Raw genomic sequence first — 15,228 nt, 5'->3', positions numbered from 1 at the left:
CCGATGGCCGAGGCGATCACCGCACCACATCCGCTGGCCCCCGAATGGCTGCGCCCGCTCACCGACTCGGCCGCACTGGAGCGGCGGCTGCTGCCTGCCGACGCCCACCGCGACCCCGAAGGGCGCCTGGTGCTCGGCGGTGTCGACGTCGTCAGTCTCGCTGCGCAGCACGGCACCCCGCTCTATGTCATCAGCGAAGCCGACTTCCGCGCTCGTGCCCGGGCCTTCCGGCGCGCCTTCGCAGAGGCCTTCGCTCCGGAGGCTGAGGTCGACGTCTTCTACGCCGGCAAGGCCTTCCTGAGCACCCACGTCGCCCGCTGGGCCGCAGAGGAGGGGCTCTGCGTGGACACCGCCTCCGGCGGCGAGCTCGCCCTTGCGCTGGCCGGCGGGGTCGAGCCCTCCCGGATCGGGCTGCACGGCAACAACAAGTCCGACGCGGAGATCGGCCGGGCTCTGGAGGCAGGCATCGGGCGCATCATCGCCGACTCCCTCGACGAGCTGGAGCGCATCGAGCAGCTGGCGGCGGCCGCCGGGGTCGCCGCTCCCGTGATGCTGCGACTGACCCCCGGGGTGCACGCTTCGACCCATGAGTACATCGCCACCGCGCACGAGGACCAGAAGTTCGGGCTCTCCCTGACCCCGGCCTCGATCGAGGATGCGGGGCGGACGACCGGCGGCAATCCCTTCGCCGGGTCCCCTGCCTGGACCGCGGTGGAGCGGGCGCTGGCGGCCGAGCACATCGAGCTGCGCGGGCTGCACTGTCACATCGGGTCGCAGATCTTCGAGCCCGAGGGCTTCGAAGTCGCCGCAGCCAAGCTCATCGGCCTGCTCGGGCAGGTCCGGGAGGTCCACGGAACGGAGCTCCCTGAGCTGGACCTCGGTGGCGGGCACGGCATCGCCTACACCGAGGCGGATGCTCCGCGTCAGCCGCAGGAGATCGCACAGGCCCTGGCCGGCGCGGTCCGGACCGCCAGCGCGAAGGCGGGCATCGCGATCCCGCGGATCTCCATCGAGCCCGGCCGAGCCGTCGTCGGCCCCGCCGGGGTGACCCTCTATCGAGTCGGCGTGCAGAAGGACGTGCAGGTCGACGGGCCGGCGGGCGAGACCCTGTCACGCCGCTACGTCGCCGTCGACGGAGGGATGAGCGACAACGCCCGCGGCGTCCTCTACGACGCTGACTACTCAGCGGTGCTCGCCGGTCGACAGGTGACGGGGGAGCATGTCCTGTCTCGCATAGTGGGCAAACACTGCGAATCCGGAGACATCGTCGTCCGCGACGTATACTTGCCGACGACGACGGCGCGGGACGACCTCATCGCGGTCCCCGCGACCGGTGCCTACTGCCATTCGCTTTCGAGCAACTACAACTGCTTGACCCGGCCCGCAGTCGTCGCGGTGAAGGACGGGGCCTCTCAGGTGCTCATCCGCCGCGAGACCGAGGAGCAGATGCTCGGCCGCGACACCGGCTACCTGCCGGGAGGCTGAGACCCGTCCGCAGGTGTGTGCCTGCACCGACCATCCCGCGGGGCGCTCGAGACGATGGCAGCCCTGACGACCTGACCACGACCGCACACAGAACGGGGTGACCATGGCCAGCGCCGCAGAACCGCTGACGATCGGACTGCTCGGAGCAGGGAGCGTCGGTGCCCAGGTGGCACGGACTCTCGCGGAGGAGCGTGACCTCATCAGCGCCCGGGTCGGTACGCCGGTCCGGCTGATCGGTGTCGCCGTGCGCGACGTCGAGGCCCCCCGTGACTGGCGGATCCCCGGTGAGCTGCTCACCACTGATGCCGAGTCCCTGGTGGACCAGGCCGACCTGGTCATCGAGCTGCTCGGGGGGCTGGAGCCGGCGGGCGCGCTGATCGATCGTGCGCTGCGCCGGGGCGCGGGCGTCGTGACCGGCAACAAGGCGCTTCTCGCCGTCCGTGGCGGGGAGCTCGCTGCGACCGCCGCCGAGACCGGCGCGCCGCTCCACTTCGAGGCCTCCGTGGGTGGCGCCATCCCAATCCTGCGGCCGATCCAGGAGTCCCTCTCCGGTGACCGCATCACCAAGGTGATGGGCATCGTCAACGGCACCACGAACTACATCCTCGACCAGATGGACACCACCGGTGCGGCCTTCGAGGACGCGCTCTCCGAGGCCCAGCGCCTGGGCTACGCGGAGGCGGACCCGACGGCCGACGTCGAGGGGCACGATGCGGCCGCCAAGGCGGCGATCCTGGGCGCCCTGGCCTTCCACGCGCCGTTCACCATCGATGACGTCCATTGCGAGGGCATCACCGCGGTGACCGGCGCCGACATCGAAGCGGCCGCGGCGTCCGGCTATGTGATCAAGCTGCTGGCCATCGCGGAGAAGTTCGACGGTGAGGGCGCGGTGCTGCGTGTGCACCCGACGCTGCTTCCCCGGACCCATCCGTTGGCCAGCGTGCGCGGGGCCTTCAACGCCGTCTTCGTGGTCGCGGAGAACGCCGGTGAGCTCATGTTCTACGGCCAGGGCGCCGGCGGGGTGCCCACCTCCTCGGCCGTGCTGGGCGATCTCGTCTCTGCCGCACGCCTGCTGCGCCAGGGCACGACGGTGCTGGAGCCCTCGGAACCGGCGGAGATCGTGCCGGCGCTGCCGATCGAGAAGGCCCGCACCCAGTACTACATCGACATGGAGGTGGCCGACGAGGAGGGCGTGATCGCTGAGATCGCCCGCGTCTTCGCCGACCACCACGTCTCCATCGAAGCGATGCGGCAGCCAGGGATCGTCTCCGTGGACGGTGAGGTCGACACCGACCACGACAACGGCGCCGTGCTGCAGGTGGTCACCCACCCCGCCCAGGAGAAGTCCCTGGCGGAGACGGTCGCCACCCTCAAGGCCCTCGAGGTCGTGCGCGCCGTCACCTCGGTGCTGCGCGTGGAGATCGAACAGTAGCCTCGACGGGCGGGCCCTCGAGACAGGCCCGCCCGCCCATCGTCAGATCCGCAGGAACAGGAGAGCAACGCCGTGGCGCACCAGTGGCGCGGAGTGATCCGCGAATACGCCGACCGTCTCCCGGTCGACGACGACACCCGCATCATCAGCCTGGGGGAAGGTGGAACGCCTCTGGTGCACGCCCCGGCGCTCTCTGAGCTCATCGATGGTGAGGTCCACCTCAAAGTGGAGGGTATGAATCCCACCGGCTCCTTCAAGGACCGTGGGATGACCATGGCCATCACTGCCGCGGTGGCTCAGGGGGCCAAGGCCGTGGTCTGCGCCTCCACGGGGAACACCTCCGCCTCCGCCGCGGCCTACGCCACCCAGGCAGGGCTGACCTGCGCGGTGCTGGTCCCAGCAGGGAAGATCGCCATGGGCAAGCTCAGCCAGGCCGTGGCCCACGGTGCCGAGCTGATCCAGATCGACGGGAACTTCGACGGCTGCCTCGACGTCGCCCGCAAACTTGCCGAGGCCTATCCGGTCTTTCTGGTCAACTCTGTGAACCCCGCCCGCATCGAGGGGCAGAAGACCGGTGCCTTCGAAGTGGTCGACGCACTCGGCGACGCTCCGGACCTGCACCTCCTGCCCGTCGGCAACGCCGGCAACATCACCGCGTATTGGAAGGGGTACCAGGAGTACGCGACCTCCTGGAGCAACCCGCACCACGGAGAGGGGGCCGAGCCGCTGGCCCCTCAGGCCACCCGGACCCCGATCATGTGGGGCTTCCAGGCCGCCGGAGCGGCCCCGATCGTCGAAGGCCACCCGATCACCGAGCCGGACACCGTCGCCACCGCGATCCGCATCGGCAACCCGGCCTCCTGGGAGCAGGCCGAGGCCGCCCGTGACGGGTCCGGCGGCGTCATCGAAGGGGTCACCGACGAGGAGATCCTCGCGGCACACCGCTGGCTGTCCTCTAAGGAGGGTGTCTTCGTCGAGCCCGCCTCGGCCGCCGGCGTGGCGGGGCTGATCCGCAAGCACGCAGCCGGGGAGGTGCGGGCCGGGTCGAAGGTCGTCATCACGGTGACCGGGCACGGTCTCAAGGATCCCGACTGGGCCCTGAAGAACGCCGACGGCAGTGACATCAGTCCCACGCGCCTCCCGCAGGACGTGGAGACCGTCGCACGCCAGCTGGGACTGTGAGCGCGACCGGCGGCCACGTGCAGGAGCTCGCGGAGCCGCTGGAGGAGACGTTCTCCTTCCGGCTGCGGGTGCCCGCCACGTCGGCGAACCTCGGTCCCGGCTATGACTGCATGGGCATGGCGCTGCAGCTGTACGACGTCATCGACGTGGTCGCCTCGCCGTGCCAGGACCCTGCGCAGCCGCGGATCTCAGTGACCGTGGAGGGAGAGGGCGCATCCACCCTGCCTCGCGACGTGTCCCACCTGGTCGTTTCGCTGGTCGGGCAGATCCTGGCTCGGAAGGGGTACCGGCTCCCTGACCTCCAGGTCAGTGCTCGGAACCAGATCCCCCACAGCCGAGGTCTGGGGTCATCCGCTGCCGCCGTCGCCTCCGCCGTCGTCGTCGCCGACGCGCTGCTGCCGGTGGGGCTCTCCGAGGAGGAGAAGCTGCAGATCGGTGCGCGTGTCGAGGGGCACCCGGACAACTACGTGCCCGCACTGCGTGGGGGAGTGGCCCTGTCCTGGCAGGAGGGGGAGCTCTTCCGCACCACCCCGCTGATCCCGCACGAGCGGCTGCGCCCCGTGCTGGCCGTGCCTGACTTCGAGCAGTCCACCGCGGAGGCTCGGGGGGTGCTGCCCGAGACCGTCCCCCATGCGGTGGCGGCGGCCAACTCGGCGCGCACCGGGCTGCTGGTCCACGCCTTGACCACCGCGCCCGAGCTGCTGCTCGCCGCCACGGAGGACCGCCTCCATCAGGAGCAGCGGCGCGCCGCCTTCGCCCCGTCGATGGCCCTGGTCGACTCGCTGCGGGCCGCGGGGCACGCCGCCATGATCTCAGGCGCGGGACCCTCGGTGCTGGTGCTCGCCGACGGCGAGTCGTCGGCCCGTGAGGCCCAGGCGCACATCGACGCACATGAGGGGATCGCGAGCGACACGTGGCGTCCTGCGATCCTTCCGATCAGCCGCACAGGTGCTACAGTGGAGGGGTACCCGCGGTGATCGCCGCGGTGTGCTCAACGGCAGTAGCCCATGCGACCAGAGGTCGGATGAGGTTCTCCCGTGGACAGCACTCCGCACAATTCTCAGGACGACATCACAGTTCCTGCGGATGATCGCCGTACTTCTTCTGCGCGAGTCGCTTTCTTCTCTGTGCGCACCATGTCCAGCCTCCGGGCTTCGACCCGGAACAGGACGCGCCTTGCGATGTCGGCATGACGTTCCGGAGCCATCAGAGAGAATCTCTCCCGACTGTGGACGCGTGGAAGTGGACGAACAGGCCGACGGCCATCTGAGGAGCCGTTGAAGACACGATGCAGGACGACGACGTCGGACCGCGTCAACCGCGCAGATCACCTCTGCACCGAGACGCCCCGCGCCGCCCCTGCCTGACGAGGGGGAAGGAATCCTTCGTGACAGACACCACCACTGAGACCGCTCAGGCTCAGGGAGCCGAGTCCACCGAGACGAGCGGCTCGACACAGACCGCCGTGACAGCCGAGACTTCGGCCCCGGCGGAGAAGAAGACCACCCAGAGGAGGGCCTCCGCCGCGAAGAAGACGGAGAAGGCCGAGGGCACCGAGACCGAGGGTGCCGACGGCAAGGCTTCCGGGCTCGCGGGCCTGAAGCTCGCCCAGCTGCAGGCGCTCGCCCAGCAGCTCGGCATCACGGGAAGCTCCCGGATGCGCAAGTCTGCCCTGGTCGAGGCGATCTCCGCCCACCAGCGCGGCGGGGCCGTCGCGGACCGCGAGGAGAGTGCCAAGAAGGATTCCGCCAAGGACTCCAGCAAGGACGGCCCGAAGGACTCCGCCAAGGGGCCCAAGGGGTCCAAGGGCCCGAAGGGCTCGGATCAGGCGGAGAAGCCGGCCGAGCAGGATGCCGACTCCGGCCGCGACGACCGTGCAGACACCGGTGACAAAGACCGCGACAGGTCCTCGGAGAAGTCGCAGGGCAAGGATCAGGGCAGGGACCAGGACGCCCGCCAGGACAACCGCCAGGGGGGCGGCGAGTCCTCCAAGCAGGAGCAGCAGCGCGGCCGTGGCCGTCGTGGCCGCGGTGAGGACCAGCCCCAGAGGGGCGAGCAGCGCGAGGGTCAGAAGGGCGACCAGCGTGGAGGCCAGAAGGACGGCCAGCGCTCCGGCCAGAAGGGCCAGAACGAAAGCCGGGGCGGCCGTGACGGTGGCCGTGATAGCCGTGATGGTGGTCGTGACAGCCGTGACAGCCGTGATGGTGGTCGTGATGGCAACCGTGATGGTGGTCGCGACGGTAACCGCGATGGTGGTCGTGACGGCGAGGGCGGGCGCCGCAACCGGCGGAACCGCAACCGCAATGAGCGCGGCAACCGTCGTCGGGGACGCAACGACCCTGAGGTCGACGACACTGAGTTCACCGAGGACGACGTCCTGGTGCCGGTCGCCGGCATCCTCGACGTCCTCGACAACTACGCGTTCATCCGCACCTCCGGATACCTTCCCGGGCAGAACGACGTCTATGTCTCGCTAGCGCAGGTCAAGCGCTACACGCTGCGCAAGGGCGACGCCGTCCACGGCCACATCCGCGCCCCGCGTGAGGGTGAGAACCAGAACAAGCGTCAGAAATTCAACGCGCTGGTGAAGCTGGAGTCGGTCAACGGCCGGCCGGCCGAGTCCAACACGGACCGCGTCGACTTCTCCAAGCTGGTGCCCCTGTACCCGCAGGAGCGGCTGCGTCTGGAGGGCGACCCCAAGAAGGTCAGCCCTCGAGTCATCGATCTGCTGGCTCCCATCGGCAAGGGCCAGCGTGGTCTCATCGTCTCCCCGCCCAAGGCGGGCAAGACGATGATCCTGCAGGCGCTCGCGCAGTCGATCAAGATCAACAACCCTGAGGTCCACCTCATGATGGTGCTGGTCGACGAGCGCCCTGAAGAGGTCACGGACATGCAGCGCACCGTCGACGGCGAGGTCATCGCCTCGACCTTCGACCGGCCGGCCGATGACCACACCACCGTCGCGGAGCTCGCCATCGAGCGGGCCAAGCGACTGGTGGAGCTGGGCAAGGACGTCGTCGTGCTGCTGGACTCCATGACCCGCTTGGGCCGCGCCTACAACACCGCTGCCCCGGCCTCCGGCCGGATCCTCTCCGGTGGTGTGGACGCCAATGCCCTCTACCCGCCGAAGCGCTTCTTCGGCGCGGCACGGAACATCGAGAACGGCGGCTCGCTGACCATCCTCGCCACGGCGCTGGTGGAGACCGGATCCAAGATGGACGAGGTCATCTTCGAGGAGTTCAAGGGCACCGGCAACATGGAGCTGCGTCTCTCGCGGCACCTCGCCGACCGCCGTATCTTCCCGGCGGTGGACGTCAACGCGTCCTCCACTCGCCGCGAGGAGAACCTGCTCTCCGGCGAGGAGATCAAGATCATGTGGAAGCTGCGCCGTGTCCTCTCCGGACTGGAGCAGCAGCAGGGTCTCGAGCTGCTCATCAACAAGCTCAAGGAGACCAGCTCAAACGCGGAGTTCCTGATGCTGGCCAGCAAGACGGCGCTGGGGGACAAGAACAAGAAGGACTAGCGGCCCGACGACGACAGACGGCGCCGGGAGAGGGCGCACAGCCCTCTCCCGGCGCCGTCGTCGCATCGCCCGCCCGTCCCTCTCGTCCGGCAGAAGAAGGTCACCGTCCCCATGGCAGTCCCAGATCCCCTCATCGAGAAGCGCATGTTCGACTCGGTCGACACACTGCTGGCCGAACATGCTGAGCTTCAGGAACGCCTCGCCGACCCTGATGTCCATGCTGATCAGGCCCTCGCCCGCCGACTGGGTCGTCGTTATGCACGGCTCGGCGGCGTGGTGGAGGCCCACCGTCGGTGGTTCCAGCTCACCGAGGACCTCGAGGCGGCCCAGGAGCTCGCGGAGGAGGACTCCGACTTCGCCGCCGAGGCCATCCTGCTGCGGGAGCAGCTCGACTCCGCCGCGGAGCGTCTGCTGCGCATGCTCATCCCGCGGGATGAGAACGACGTCCGCGATGTGATCATCGAGGTCAAGGGCGGCGCCGGCGGGGACGAGGCTGCGCTGTTCGCCGCGGATCTGCTGCGCATGTACACCCGGTATGCCGAGTCGAAGGGTTGGAAGACGGAGATCATCTCCTCCACGCCCTCGGACCTGGGCGGCTACAAGGATGTCCAGATGTCGATCCGGTCCGGCGCGACCGACCCCGCACTGGGCGTCTTCGCCCACCTGAAGTTCGAGGGTGGGGTGCACCGCGTCCAACGGGTCCCGGAGACGGAGTCCCAGGGGCGCATCCACACCTCTGCAGCGGGGGTGCTGGTGCTCCCGGAGGTCGAGGAGCCGGAGGAGATCGAGATCCAGCAGAACGACCTGAAGATCGATGTCTACCGCTCGTCCGGGCCGGGCGGCCAGAGCGTGAACACCACGGACTCCGCGGTGCGCATCACTCACCTGCCCACCGGCATAGTGGTCGCCATGCAGAACGAGAAGTCGCAGCTGCAGAACAAGGACGCCGCGATGAGAGTGCTCCGGTCCCGGCTGCTGGCCCACCAACAGGAACAGATCGACGCGGAGAACTCCCAGGTGCGCAGGTCCCAGGTGCGGACCATGGACCGTTCGGAGCGGATCCGCACGTACAACTACCCGGAGAATCGCGTCGCGGACCACCGCACCGGCTACAAGGCCTACAACCTCGACGCCGTCATGGATGGAGACCTGGAGGCTGTGGTGCAGTCCTGCCTCCAGCTGGACGAGCAGGAGCGGCTCGCCGCATTGGCCGAAGACTCCCGCACATGATCGGCGGGGGAGCGGAGACGCAGACTGCGCTCGACGACCTCCTGCGCGCGGCCGTGGACCGTCTGACCGCGGCCCAGGTGCCGTCGCCTCGTGCGGACGCCGAGCTGCTGCTGGCCCACGTGCTGGGTGAAGGCAGGGGACGGGCAGTCGCTCTGGCGCTGGTGGGTTCACCGGTCGACGATCCCACGGCGGCCCGGTACGAATCGCTGGTCGACGAACGCACCCGCCGTGTGCCGCTGCAGCACCTGACCGGTCTGGCACCGTTCCGCGGGCTGGAGCTGCGCGTCGGGCCGGGAGTGTTCATCCCTCGGCCCGAGACGGAGCAGGTCGCGCAGGCGGTGCTGGACCATCTGAGGTCACAGCCGACCGCGTCGCCGCGGGTGATCGATCTCGGGACCGGCTCCGGCGCGTTGGCCGCCTCGATCGCCGCAGAGCACCCGCCGGCTGAGGTGCACGCCGTGGAGCTCTCGGATCAGGCCGCGGCCTGGGCGGAGGAGAACCTCACCCCGCACGGGGTGACGCTGCACCGAGGTGATCTGCGCCGCGTGCCCGAGGAATGGCAGGCGAGCTTCGACGTCGTCGTGTCCAACCCGCCCTACATCCCGCCGCACATGGTGCCCACCGAGATCGAAGTCCGGGAGCATGACCCCGGACTGGCCCTCTACGGCGGCGGGGCGGACGGTCTGGAGATGCCGCTGGCCGTGGTGGAGGCCGCCGCGTCGCTGCTGATCGACGGAGGCTGGATGATCATGGAGCACGCCGAGGCGCAGGCACCAGCGATTGCAGACCGGCTGCTGGCCGACCGGCGCTTCGCGCAGGTGCGCACTCACCAGGACCTCACCGGACGGGACCGTGCCACCAGCGCCCTTCGGCTGCGCCGCGCGGACCAGGACCTGGACCGCGGTCGTGGCGATGCCGCCCGACCAGACACAGCTCGAGGGCACCGCCCGTCGAGCGGCACAGGCATGGGAGAATGACGCGCGTGAGCCAGATTGTCGACTGTCATGATCTCGAAGCCCGTTCCGAGGGGATCGCCGCGGCCCGTGATGCTGTGCAGCGAGGCGAATGCGTCGTCATCCCCACCGACACCGTCTATGGGATCGGCGTGGACGCCTTCTCCCCACAGGCGGTGAGCATCCTGCTGGCCGCCAAGGGACGGAACCGGACCATGCCACCGCCGGTGCTCATCGGACGCCAGGCCGTCATGGACGCGCTGGCTGACGAGGTGCCGGAGGCCGCACGAGGTCTCGCCGAGGCCCTCTGGCCCGGCGCGCTGACCCTCATCCTGCGGGCCCAGCCCTCACTGGCCTGGGACCTGGGGGAGACCCGTGGCACTGTGGCGCTGCGGATGCCCGCAGACGACCTCGCCCTCGACCTCCTCAACCAGACAGGGCCGATGGCGGTCTCCTCCGCCAATCGGACCGGACTGCCGGCCGCGACCGAGGTGGCGCAGGCCCGCGAGATGCTCGGAGAGGCTGTGAGCGTCTACCTCGACGACGGTGAGCGGGACACCACACGCCCCTCGACGATCGTGGACTGCACCGTGACACCGCCGCAGGTGGTGCGTGAGGGTGCGATCAGTCTGGCCGAGCTGCAGGCGGTGGCCCCCGAGGTGCACGGTGCTCAGTCGGACACCACCTCCAGCGGCACCGAGGGCTGAAGGGCCCCGACGTCCTCATGATCTATTTCCTCATCGTGCTCACCATCTCCGCGGTGGTGACCTATGCCGTCACGCCGCTGGTGCGCACGGTCGCGCTCACGCTGGGCGTCTACACGCCCGTCCGTGACCGGGACATGCACCGGCAGACCCTGCCCCGCTGGGGCGGGGCAGGGATGTTCCTGGGTATGGTGGTGGGCCTGGCGGCCGCGGCCGCAGTGCCGTACCTGAGCGGCATCTTCGCCGATCTCACCCCGGTGCGCGGGGTGTTCGCCGCCATGGTGCTGATCCTCATCGTGGGGATGGCCGACGACGCCTGGGACATCCACTGGTTCCTCAAACTGATCGGCCAGATCGGCGCCGGGGTGCTGCTCGTGATCCACGGCGTGCGGCTGGAGGTGATGCCGGTCGGCTGGCTGGGAGTCGGGGATGCCCCGGTCCAGGCGGCCCTGACGGTGTTCCTGGTGGTGCTGACCATCAACGCCTTCAACTTCATCGATGGTCTCGACGGGCTGGCGGCCGGGGTCGCGGCGATTGGCGGCAGCGCGTTCTTCATCTACAGCTATCTGCTGACCCTGTCGATCAATCAGTTCGACGCCTCCAACCTCGTCACCCTGCTCATGGCCGTGATGGTGGGCGCCTGCCTGGGCTTCCTGCCGCACAACTTCCATCCCGCGCGCATCATCATGGGCGACACTGGGGCGATGCTGCTGGGTCTGGTGATGGCCGCCGGTGCGGTCGCGGTGACCTCGGACGTCGGGCAGCTCTCCGAGGGCTGGCGCTTCCGCAACGTCCCCGCCTACATGCCGATCCTGCTGCCGCTGGCGGTCACGCTGCTGCCGCTCCTGGACCTGGCGCTGGCCGTCATCCGGCGCACTGCCCGCGGGGCGTCACCTTTCAGCCCGGACCGCGGACACCTGCATCACAAACTGGTCGACGGCGGATACTCTCATCCGCAGGCGGTGCTGCTCCTCTACCTGTGGTCCGCACTCTTCTCCTTCGGCGCGGTCTCCTTCAGCTTCCTGCCATGGTGGTTCGTGAGCTTGGTGATGCTGGGCACCCTGGGTGCCGCCACTGTCCTGACCCTGAGCCCCTGGTTGCGCCGCCGAGCCCGCAGGGTGAACCGACAGGCGGCGGAGCGGGCCCTGCGCGCCCGGCGAGAGAGGTCTGGATGACGACGAAGCTGTTCCCGCGTGCCACCGGTTGGAGGAGGGTGCTCCTGGTCTCCCTGGCGGCGGGCGTCTCCGCGACGCTGCTCGCCGCTCTGGCCGGCCTGGCGGTCGCCGGTGCCGACGCCGCGCTCAGCGCGTCTCTCGGCGGAATGATCGTGGTCGTGTTCTCGGCGCTGAGCCTGCTGCTGGTGGACATCGCCGAGCGAGTGGTCCCCGCCCAGGCGATCACTGCCTTCATGCTGGGATTCGCGGTGAAGATCATCCTGCTGGCAGTGGTGCTGACCTCGGTGCCCGCACCGGGGTGGATCGTCCCCGGATGGACGCTCTTCCCCGCAGCGGGGGTCGTCGTGGTCTGGCAGATCGCCGAGATCACCGCCTTCATGAGGATGCGCATCGCCGTCGATCCCGAAGAGGGCTGAAGCCGTCTCCTGCGTGCTGGTTCCGGCAGGGTCGCACGAGGCCTCGGACCGAGACCGCTGTGCGGGGGAGGTTGCGAGGGGTGAGTCACAGTGACGTGGACTTCTACAGCTCGTAGTACAGTTGTTCCTGGCGCGAGGGCGTGCCGTGCGTCCCCTCGGTCTTTGATAGGCTGACTGAGGGCCGCATCACGGTGATGGATTCTGTCCAACCACCATTCCCCAGCTCATCCCCGTTCCGGGGTTGAGGGATATCTCTGTGTGCATGTCACTGGAGAGCATCCGCCGATCGCGCCGAGAACGACGTAGAGACGGAGACCCTCCGGCTCGCCGATGCCCGGGGCCCATGCCCCATGTGCCCGATGACGGACACCGCAGAGAGGACCAGCGTTGCAGTCGCTTGCGCTCGTAGCCGCCGACGAGGGTGGTTTCACCCCGCCGACGATCAGTGAGACCCATCTTCCGGAGATCTTCCCGTGGATGGCGGAATGGGGGACCGGCTTCGGCAAGAACATGCTGATGGTCATCCTCGCCGTGCTGGCCATCTGGTGGTTCTTCATGTTCGCCATCCGGAAGCACGAGCTGGTGCCGTCGAGGCTCCAGTTCATCGCCGAGGGTGGCTACTCCTTCGTGCGGAACAGCCTGGGGCGGGACATTCTCGGGGAGAAGCACTTCAAGCCGTGGGTGCCGTTCCTCTTCACGGTCTTCTTCTTCGTGCTGTTCAACAACCTCTTCGGCGCGGTGCCCCTCCTGCAGATGCCGACCTTCTCTCACGCCGGCTCGGCCTACGCCATCGCGGCGATCATCTGGGTGACCTGGATCGGCATGGGCTTCAAGCTCCACGGCGGTCGCTTCGTGAAACTGATGACCGTGCCCTCGGGCGTGCCGAAGTGGCTGCTGCCGCTTCTGGTCCCCATCGAGTTCCTCTCGAACTTCCTCATCCGCCCGCTGACCCACTCGCTGCGTCTGATGGCCGTGATGCTGGCAGGTCACATCATCGTAATGCTGGCCGGCTCCGGTGCGGAGTTCCTCATCGCCCAGCAGGAAGGCATCGGCTCGAGCGGTCTGGGCTTCCTGATCCTGCTCGGCTCCATCCCGCTCTACTTCCTGGAACTGATCATGATGGTCCTTCAGGCCTTCGTCTTCGCGCTGCTGACGGCGATCTACATCCAGGGTTCGATCGAGGCCGACGCCCACTGACCCCTTCCTTCCGCATCGGCAGACTCGCGATCGGCTCGAGGACAAGAACGCAGACCCGGGGAGCTCTCCACGGAGCGCCCCACCCGCAGAAACGATCGTCCGGCCGGCAGCCCCGGCCGGACGACCAGAGACAGTCCCGGTGACACGCACCGGGATCGAGACAGAAAGAGAGAAATTCCATGGATGGATCCCTGAACATGCTCGGCATGGGCATCGCCGGTCTCGGTGCTGCCATCGCCATCGGCCTGGTCTTCGCCGCGTACATCAACGGTGTCGCTCGCCAGCCCGAGGCCCAGCGTGTCCTCCAGCCGATCGCCATCCTCGGCTTCGCCCTGGCTGAGGCGGTCTTCGTCCTGGCGATCGTCTTCGCCTTCGTGATCTGACCAGGCTCTGACACAGCCCGTGTGAGGGGTGCAGCTGGCCTGGACCCCCTTCAGACCGTCTGACTAGTGAAAATGGGTGAACACATGATCAGCACTTCACTGATCCAGGCAGCGGCCGAGGACGCCAACCCGCTGGTTCCCAACCTCTGGGAGACCCTTGTCGTCATCCTGGGCTTCCTGGCGCTGCTCGCCGTCGTGGTGAAGTTCATCGCTCCGGCCTTCGAGAAGGCCTACCAGGATCGCCGCACGGCGATCGAGGGTGGGTTGAGCCAGGCCGAGGAGGCCATGGCCGAGGCCGAGGCGATGAAGGCCGAGTACGAGCAGAACCTGGCCGACTCCCGTGCCGAGGCCAGCCGCATCCGCGAGGAGGCTCGCGCGGAGGGCGCTCAGATCGTCGCCGAGCACAAGGAGAAGGCGGCGGCAGAGGCTGCTCGCATCACCGAGCAGGCTCAGCAGCAGATCGCCGCGGAGCGCCAGCAGGCGGCCGTGACGCTGCGCCAGGACGTCGGCGCGCTGGCGACGCAGCTGGCCGGCCGGATCGTCGGAGAGGCTCTGGAGGATGACGCCCGCTCGGAGCGCGTGGTGGACCGTTTCCTCGCTGACCTCGACGCCGAGCAGTCGAACAGGACAGGAGCGGCACAGTAATGGCTGCGGTGACCGGAGAATCCCTCGCTTCGCTGCAGGAGCAGCTGGCGGACACGCTCGACGGTGCTGAGCTCGCCGTCGCGGCTGAGCTCTTCCACGCGTTGGACGTGCTGGACTCCTCGCCCGCGCTGCGCAGGAGCCTGACCGACCCTTCCCGTGAGGCGCAGGATCGTGCCTCCGTGGTGCGCGCGCTCTTCGGCGCCAAGGTGCGGGCCGGCACCGCGACCGTGCTCGAGGCCGTGGCCTCACAGCGCTGGAGCCGGGAGCGCGACCTCGGCGACGCGGTCGAGCGTCTCGCGGTCTCGGTCGCCGCCGTTCAGGCTGAGAAGGGCGGTCTCGAGGGTCTCGAGGCGCTGGAGTCCGATCTCCTGAGCTTCAGGCGCGCGGTGTCCTCCTCTCACGAGGTGCAGCATGCGCTCACCGAGCCTCAGGCGGAGGCAGAGGCCAAGCGGAAGCTGGCCGGGCGTCTCTCCGCCGAAGTCGGCGCTGAAGCCCGTCTGCTCATCGATCGGGCGGTGACCGCTCCCCGTGGTCTGCGTCCGGAGGCGCTCGTGGAGCGCTTCGCCGGGCAGGTGGCGGCGCGTCAGCAGCGTTGGATCGCCCAGGTCACCGTCGCCAAGGAGCTCGACGTCGCCCACCAGCGGCGGCTGAGCTCCAGTCTTGACCGTTACTTCGGACGAGAGCTCAAACTCGACGTCGTCGTCGACCCTTCCGTGGTCGGCGGCATCCGGGTGCAGGTCGGTGACGAGGTGGTGGACTCCACGGTCTCGACACGACTCAACGACCTCAACCGGAGACTGGCAGGCTGATCCGGGGACCCGGAGCAGCGCACGCGTCTCGCAGCGCCGTTGACATCCAGCGCCGATGGCGCTGACATACACGTGAATCTTTGAACCACTCGGC

Annotated in this window: 14 protein-coding genes; all 14 read left to right on the top strand. The window is 68.7% G+C overall.

Features of this window, described 5'->3' with window-relative positions; translation table 11 throughout:
• Positions 1-3: 3 nt before the first annotated feature.
• The 14 genes from lysA to ODE13_RS13815 all read left to right on the top strand — a co-directional run bounded on the left by lysA (position 4) and on the right by ODE13_RS13815 (position 15,134).
• Positions 4-1,485 (top strand): diaminopimelate decarboxylase, encoded by a 1,482-nt coding sequence (gene lysA / locus ODE13_RS13880; RefSeq protein ID WP_322479776.1) that lies wholly within the window; start codon positions 4-6, stop codon positions 1,483-1,485.
• A gap of 103 nt (positions 1,486-1,588) precedes the next feature.
• Positions 1,589-2,917 carry a homoserine dehydrogenase gene (locus tag ODE13_RS13875; protein ID WP_322479775.1) on the top strand — a complete coding sequence of 443 codons (1,329 nt, stop codon included), beginning with the start codon at positions 1,589-1,591 and terminating at the stop codon, positions 2,915-2,917.
• Between the two features lie 72 nt (positions 2,918-2,989).
• A complete protein-coding gene (gene thrC, locus ODE13_RS13870) occupies positions 2,990-4,099 on the top strand; it encodes a threonine synthase (protein ID WP_322479774.1) in 1,110 nt (369 codons plus the stop codon).
• Positions 4,096-5,076: a homoserine kinase gene (gene thrB, locus ODE13_RS13865; protein WP_179540253.1), complete on the top strand. Its 981-nt coding sequence runs from the start codon at positions 4,096-4,098 to the stop codon at positions 5,074-5,076. The genes thrC and thrB overlap by 4 nt, the downstream gene beginning before the upstream one ends.
• A 410-nt stretch (positions 5,077-5,486) precedes the next feature.
• Complete coding sequence (rho, locus tag ODE13_RS13860) at positions 5,487-7,622, top strand: transcription termination factor Rho (protein ID WP_416210710.1); 2,136 nt, start codon at positions 5,487-5,489, stop codon at positions 7,620-7,622.
• Positions 7,623-7,766: 144 nt separating this feature from the next.
• Positions 7,767-8,852, top strand: coding sequence for a peptide chain release factor 1 (gene prfA, locus ODE13_RS13855; protein WP_322479796.1), 1,086 nt, complete (start codon positions 7,767-7,769; stop codon positions 8,850-8,852).
• Positions 8,849-9,829, top strand: a complete 981-nt coding sequence (prmC, locus tag ODE13_RS13850) for a peptide chain release factor N(5)-glutamine methyltransferase (RefSeq protein ID WP_322479773.1) — start codon at positions 8,849-8,851, stop codon at positions 9,827-9,829. The genes prfA and prmC overlap by 4 nt, the downstream gene beginning before the upstream one ends.
• The gene (locus ODE13_RS13845) at positions 9,826-10,512 is read left to right on the top strand and encodes an L-threonylcarbamoyladenylate synthase (protein ID WP_322479772.1); all 687 of its coding nucleotides are present in this window, start codon (positions 9,826-9,828) and stop codon (positions 10,510-10,512) included. Before prmC ends, ODE13_RS13845 begins: the two co-directional genes overlap by 4 nt.
• A 17-nt stretch (positions 10,513-10,529) precedes the next feature.
• Entirely contained in the window at positions 10,530-11,684 is a 1,155-nt protein-coding gene (locus ODE13_RS13840; RefSeq protein ID WP_322479771.1) for an MraY family glycosyltransferase, read from the top strand.
• Positions 11,681-12,100 carry an ATP synthase subunit I gene (locus ODE13_RS13835; RefSeq protein ID WP_179540248.1) on the top strand — a complete coding sequence of 140 codons (420 nt, stop codon included), beginning with the start codon at positions 11,681-11,683 and terminating at the stop codon, positions 12,098-12,100. The genes ODE13_RS13840 and ODE13_RS13835 overlap by 4 nt, the downstream gene beginning before the upstream one ends.
• A 387-nt stretch (positions 12,101-12,487) precedes the next feature.
• The gene (gene atpB, locus ODE13_RS13830; RefSeq protein ID WP_322479770.1) at positions 12,488-13,297 is read left to right on the top strand and encodes a F0F1 ATP synthase subunit A; all 810 of its coding nucleotides are present in this window, start codon (positions 12,488-12,490) and stop codon (positions 13,295-13,297) included.
• 179 nt (positions 13,298-13,476) lie between these two features.
• Positions 13,477-13,680: an ATP synthase F0 subunit C gene (locus ODE13_RS13825; RefSeq protein WP_179540247.1), complete on the top strand. Its 204-nt coding sequence runs from the start codon at positions 13,477-13,479 to the stop codon at positions 13,678-13,680.
• An 84-nt stretch (positions 13,681-13,764) separates the two neighbouring features.
• Positions 13,765-14,325, top strand: a complete 561-nt coding sequence (locus ODE13_RS13820; RefSeq protein WP_179540246.1) for a F0F1 ATP synthase subunit B — start codon at positions 13,765-13,767, stop codon at positions 14,323-14,325.
• Positions 14,325-15,134, top strand: coding sequence for a F0F1 ATP synthase subunit delta (locus tag ODE13_RS13815; protein ID WP_322479769.1), 810 nt, complete (start codon positions 14,325-14,327; stop codon positions 15,132-15,134). Before ODE13_RS13820 ends, ODE13_RS13815 begins: the two co-directional genes overlap by 1 nt.
• Positions 15,135-15,228: the final 94 nt, after the last annotated feature.

The sequence above is a fragment of the Nesterenkonia sp. HG001 genome, from assembly GCF_034438835.1.
In the GTDB taxonomy this organism is placed as follows: domain Bacteria; phylum Actinomycetota; class Actinomycetes; order Actinomycetales; family Micrococcaceae; genus Nesterenkonia; species Nesterenkonia xinjiangensis.
This window is presented reverse-complemented; position numbering and strand designations above follow the sequence as displayed.